Source organism: Rhodoblastus sp., from assembly GCF_052145335.1.
GTDB lineage: Bacteria > Pseudomonadota > Alphaproteobacteria > Rhizobiales > Beijerinckiaceae > Rhodoblastus.
The window spans coordinates 1-4,898 of sequence record NZ_JBKQOU010000130.1 but is presented as its reverse complement, the minus strand read 5'-3'; the positions used below and the strand labels follow the sequence as shown (position 1 = coordinate 4,898).

The following is a 4,898-nucleotide window of genomic DNA, read 5'->3' as shown; positions in this document are numbered from 1 at the left end:
ACCTTGAGATTGCGCCAGTTCTTTCCGGCCATGATTTCGCGCGCCACCGCCGCGCAGACCAAAGCGAGAAAGGCGCAATCGACGATCGCGGCGGGAACCCAGCCGATATAAGCGGAAAATGCGACGGCGACGCGCCCGGAAAACCACACCGCCAGCAGCAGCAGCAGCGGCTGGCCCTGCAAAGGCAGCCGTCCGGTCCAGTTGGGCACGGCGGTCAGCAGAAAGCCGGTGACGATGGCGGCGACATAGCCGAACAAGGCTTCATGCGCGTGCCAGTCGAGCGGCTGGAAGACCATGTTCAAGGTCAATTCGCCGAAATATTGGGGCAGCCAGAGCATGACCGCGACAATCGCCCAAATCGCGCCGGCCAGGAAGAACGGCCGAAAGCCGAAGCTCAGGAGGGCGGGGCCGTCGTAACGGCGGCGGGCTTTTGCGTCGGACATAATGGCTCCTTGGGGGAGAACGGAATTCTTGCTAAACCAGTCCGAACGCAGCGACCTTGCGCAAAGACAAAGAAGAGGAACGTCCCTGATGGCGCAGCTCGACCGTTCGCTCATCGCCGGTTCGCCGACATTTGCCGGCATGAGCCCCGAATCGTTGGACGACATCCTGACCCAGGCCACGCCGCTGCGGCTGCCGAAGGGCGACGCCGCCTTCCGCCAGGGCGAGCATGCCGACCGGTTTTTCCTGCTGTTGCACGGGCGCCTGCGGGTGACGCGGCTCAATCCGCAGGGCCAGCAAATGGTGGTGCGTTTCATCTCGCCGGGCGACATGTTCGGCGTCGCCATGGCGATCCAGGTCGAAGCCTATCCGGGCACGGCGACGGCGGCAGTTGATTCTCTCGCTCTCGCCTGGCCCAATTCCGTGTGGAGCGAATTGCTCGCGCGCCATCCCGGCCTGGCGGTCAATACGATGCAGGCGCTCGGAGCGCGTCTGCAGGATTCGCAGAAGCGCATCCTCGACCTCTCGACGCAGCAGGTCGAGCAGCGCATCGCCGGCGCCTTGCTGCAACTCGCCCATCAAGCCGGGCGGAAAACCGACGACGGCCTGCTGATCGATTTCCCGCTGTCGCGACAGGATCTCGCGGAAATGATCGGTGCGACGCTGCATACGGTCAGCCGGACGTTCAGCGCCTGGGAGGAAATGGGTCTGGTTGAAGTTGGCCGCCAGCGCGTCGTCGTGCGCGACATGGCCGGCTTGCACGCGCTTGCCAAAAAGCAGGACTGACGCAGGGCGTTACTTTTTCGCCAGCGACTCGATCTTGCCGACGAATTCATCCGTATCGAGTTTGGCGTCGAGCTTCTGAAAGACGATCTCGCCTTGCGCATTGAGCAGCGAGATCGCGGCGGAATGATCGAAGCCGCCTTGTCCGTCGGGGCGATAGCGCACGCCAAGCGCCGCCGCGAGGTCGCGCACCGCCTTTTCGTCGCCGTGATAGAGCGACCATTGCGCCGGATCGAGCCCGCGCTCGGTCGCATAGGCCTTCAGTTTCGCCGGCGTATCGACCTTCGAGTCCAGCGAGAAGAAGGCGAAGCGGACATCGTTCAGGTTTTTCGCCTTGGCGGCGTTTTCGACGGCGACCATGTTCGCCACGATCAGTGGGCAAATGCCCTTGCAACTCGTATAGGCCATGGCCACGACCACAGGCCTTCCGCGCAGCGATTTCAGGTCGATGGCTTTGCCATCCTGATCGGTCCAGTGCGAGGCGAGATTGTAGAGCGAAGCCCCGGAAAGCGGCTGGGCCGCTTCCATCTGCATCATATGGGCGTGATCGTGCGCCCGGGCGGGCGCGAAACAGAGGAAGCTGGCGGCAAGCGCGATGGCAAGAGTTTGAAGGCGCATCATTGATCTCCTGCGCAACGAAAGCCGAGATTGGCCTGGGTGAAGGAGGCCTTCAGGCTGCTGCGCAGCGCATAGCGCATGAAGGCCGGGTAATCGGTGGCGTCGCGCACGCCCAGCGCGGCGCCGGAACAAAATTGCGCGCCGTCCTCGCTGGCGGTGTTGCGCTGTTCGCTGCTCGGGCCGGCGCCGGAAAAATCCTGCGTCCACTCCCAAACCAGCCCGACCAAGTCATGCAGTCCAAATCCGTTGGGCGCCGAGCGGCCAACGGGCGGCAGCAGTTTCAGATTGGGCGCGGCGTACCAGTCGAGCGAAGCCTGCGCCACCGCCTGCTTGTTCCGCCCTCCGTCGTTGAGGGCGTACTCCCATTCGTCGGTGGTGGGCAGGCGCAGGCCGCGCGCCTCGCAAAAAGCCTGCGCCGCGAACCAGGACACCCGGGTCACGGGCGCCCGCGCCAGTCCTTTCGGCGGCGCGAGATCGGAGCGCCAGTTTTCGAGATAGCGTTGGTCGACAAACAGACTTTTCGCCTTTGAGCGCCGCCATTCCGGATGCGCGCGGACGAAATCCAGGAATTGCGCGTTGGAGACAGGCGTCCTGTCGAGCCGGAAAGCGTGGATTTGCACGGGTCGGCTTTGCAGCGCGGTCTGTCCGTTCCCGGCGCTGAATTTGAAAAAGGGCAGATAGTCGCCAGCAGGCAGCGGCGCCAAGGTTAAATCTTCAGCGCCACCCGCGTGGACGACAGGGAACGCGGCGAGCGACGCCGCAGCCCAAAATATCGACCATCCGCCGGGGCGCATTTCAGTTCGCCTTGACCCTGTTGGCCTTGACGTCGTCGGGCAGGACGTCCGCGCCGGAATTGCCCCAGCTATTGTAAACATAGGTCAGGACGTTGGCGATTTCCTCGTCCGGCAGGTCCCATGCCGGCATGACGCCATCGAAATTCTGACCGTTGACGATCAGCTTGCCGTTGAGGCCGCCGGTGACGATCTTGACGGCGCGAATTTTGTCGGCGTTGAGAAAGCCGGATTTGGCCAGCGGCGGGAAAGCGTCCGGAACGCCCTTGCCGTCGGGCTGATGGCAGGCCGCGCAGTTATTGGCGAACACGCCTTCGCCGGCCTTGATCCGCTCGGCCTTGTCCTTGGCGGCGGGCGCGCGTCCAATCTGCTCGGCGACGCGCGCGCCGGAACCTTCCGGCAGATAGACCAGATCGTTCATTTTGCCGGAATAAATGTCCTTCTGATCGGGACCGCTAACCTTCAATTGCGCCAGGGCGCCGCGGTTGAACGCGCGCGTCAGGGAATGATCGACGATGATGAAGGTTCCCGGCACGCTGAGCTGGAATTGCGCGATGGCGGCGCCGCCAGCTGGGATCATTGTCGTCTGAACATTATGCGTCGGCGTGCTCATGTTTCCTTCCGGCCAAACCGTATCGAAAATCTGGCCGATGACATGGAAGGAGGAGGTCATGTTCGGGCCGCCGTCGCCAACGAACAGGCGCACGGTCTCTCCGACATTGCCGGTCAGCGCCGTGTCGCCGGTGGTCGAGCCAACCGAACCGTTGAACACGACGTAATCGGGCTTTTCGTCGATCGCCTTGTTCATCGAGAAAGGTTGCAGGCCCTGCTCGCCATTGGGGCCCTTGGTGTAGAAGTCGCTCTGCATGACGTAATATTCGTGATCGACCTTGGGCAGTCCCTCTTTCGGTTCGACCAGGATCATGCCGTACATGCCATTGGCGACATGCATGGCGACCGGCGCGGTGGCGCAATGATAGACGAACAGTCCCGGATTGAGCGCCTTGAAGGAGAACACCGAAGAATGGCCCGGCGCGGTCAGCGAGGCGGCGGCGCCGCCGCCGGGACCGTTGACGGCGTGCAGATCGATGTTATGTGGCATTTTATTGTCGGGGTGATTGTCGAGATGCATCTCGACCAGATCGCCCTCGCGCACACGGATGAATTTGCCGGGAACCTTGCCCCCAAAAGTCCAGAATGTATAGCGGACTCCGTCGGCGAGCCGGCCCTCGACTTCCCTGACTTCGAGATGGACGATCACCTTGGTGGCGTTTTTCCTCGTGATCACAGGCGGAACATTCGGCGCGTCGGTGATAATGGCGTTTTCCTCGCCAACGATTTTTTCAGCGGCGTTTTCCTCGCGGCTGGCCGCGAAAACGGGCGACGCCAGGACCGTGGAGGCCAGAAGGAGGATGGCGCTTTTTGTGCGGATTTTCATGGTCTCGACCCCGGATAGTTTAGGCAATGAAATGATCCTGTCTTTTGGGAGACGACCTTAAAACGTGGCGTTTTCCATGCTTTGCGGAAGCGCAAACAAAATCCAGACAGAAGCCGCGTCTTCAGCCGGTGCTCCAGATGCGCGGCTTGCGCATTCCCGCTATCTTGCAGGCCTGTCCGACATAACCGTGCGGAAAAAGCTCGAACAGGCGGTTGCGGTCGGCGCCGCGAGTCTGGCTGAGATGACGCATGACGAAACGGGCGTCGGGTGGAACCTGGCGCTCCTCGAAATAGGCCCGCATGAAGTGCAGCACGTCCCAATGTTCCTCGGTCATTTCGATCTGTTGTTCCCGCGCTATTTCTCTCGCCCAATCCTCGGTCCAGGCGCCCGGATCGGTCAGATAGCCTTCGATGTCCGTCTCGATCGCGCTCATGAGAAACTCCTCCCCTGCTCGTTTTTTTGCTTCAGGCCGCCTGCAAAACGGTAAAAGCCGACGCCTCGACCTCGGCGCCAAATTCTCCGGCGAAAGCGCGCCACGCCTCCAGATTGCGGCGCGGCATGCCGATGACGACGGGCGTCTCCAGGCCAATTGCGTCGGAGATGATGCAGCGGAAACCGCCGCCTTCAGCTTCCGTCTTGCCAAACTTGTTCAACAGAACGAGATCGCAATGCGGCAGGCTTGAAAGCACCAGCGCGCAAGTTCGCGCCAGACCGTCGAGATCGAGCCGGCAACCGCGCGCCAGGGCGCCGCGGTCTTCGGAAATTTTCACTGTCTCGCCGGAGGCCAGATCTTGCAGAACCATGTCGCAGCGCCGTCCCGGCGCTAC

General features: G+C 62.2%; 7 protein-coding genes. 1 reads left to right on the top strand and 6 read right to left on the bottom strand.

Going from position 1 to position 4,898, the window contains the following annotated elements:
- Positions 1-443, bottom strand: a 443-nt coding sequence (locus tag ACLP2E_RS09180; protein ID WP_442465728.1) for an NnrS family protein, incomplete at its 3' end; no start/stop codon positions are given.
- 88 nt (positions 444-531) lie between these two features.
- Here ACLP2E_RS09180 and ACLP2E_RS09175 point away from each other — a divergent pair.
- Entirely contained in the window at positions 532-1,227 is a 696-nt protein-coding gene (locus tag ACLP2E_RS09175) for a Crp/Fnr family transcriptional regulator (protein WP_442462044.1), read from the top strand.
- A 9-nt stretch (positions 1,228-1,236) separates the two neighbouring features.
- On the opposite strand, the gene ACLP2E_RS09170 is transcribed toward ACLP2E_RS09175, so the two are convergent.
- The 5 genes from ACLP2E_RS09170 to ACLP2E_RS09150 form a co-directional block, all read right to left on the bottom strand.
- Positions 1,237-1,842, bottom strand: a complete 606-nt coding sequence (locus ACLP2E_RS09170) for an SCO family protein (protein ID WP_442462045.1) — start codon at positions 1,840-1,842, stop codon at positions 1,237-1,239.
- A complete protein-coding gene (locus ACLP2E_RS09165; RefSeq protein WP_442465727.1) occupies positions 1,842-2,546 on the bottom strand; it encodes a formylglycine-generating enzyme family protein in 705 nt (234 codons plus the stop codon). Before ACLP2E_RS09165 ends, ACLP2E_RS09170 begins: the two co-directional genes overlap by 1 nt.
- 91 nt (positions 2,547-2,637) lie before the next feature.
- The gene (nirK, locus tag ACLP2E_RS09160; protein ID WP_442465726.1) at positions 2,638-4,071 is read right to left on the bottom strand and encodes a copper-containing nitrite reductase; all 1,434 of its coding nucleotides are present in this window, start codon (positions 4,069-4,071) and stop codon (positions 2,638-2,640) included.
- A 121-nt stretch (positions 4,072-4,192) separates the two neighbouring features.
- A complete protein-coding gene (locus ACLP2E_RS09155) occupies positions 4,193-4,504 on the bottom strand; it encodes a TusE/DsrC/DsvC family sulfur relay protein (RefSeq protein WP_442462048.1) in 312 nt (103 codons plus the stop codon).
- A gap of 31 nt (positions 4,505-4,535) precedes the next feature.
- The coding region (locus tag ACLP2E_RS09150) for a DUF2478 domain-containing protein (protein ID WP_442465725.1) at positions 4,536-4,898 on the bottom strand (363 nt) is incomplete at its 5' end.